At 40.3% G+C, this 233-nt stretch carries 1 protein-coding gene; it reads left to right on the top strand.

Features of this window, described 5'->3' with window-relative positions:
* The coding region (locus tag AC2FA3_RS15660; protein WP_490510406.1) for a hypothetical protein at positions 1-233 on the top strand (233 nt) is incomplete at both ends.

Below are 233 nucleotides of genomic sequence, written 5' to 3'. Positions count from 1 at the left end.
GGACAACAAATGATTGATGAGGTTTACCTCAGTGAAATCATTAATGCTCGTTTGGAGCAAATTTTGACCAGATTAGGTAAAGGGCTTGCTAAGCACCATGCCTTAAAGCAACCAGGTGGTATCGTAATTACCGGTGGTACAAGCTTGTTAGAAGGCATTGATAGTTTGACGGCCAATGGCTTAAATGTAAAAGCACGTATTTATCAACCTGATCAAATTGGAATGCGTAATCC

The organism is Janibacter sp. CoH_79_TC_3, from assembly GCF_058197955.1.
Note: the sequence above shows the minus strand (reverse complement) of the source record. Positions and strands in the feature narration are given on the sequence as shown.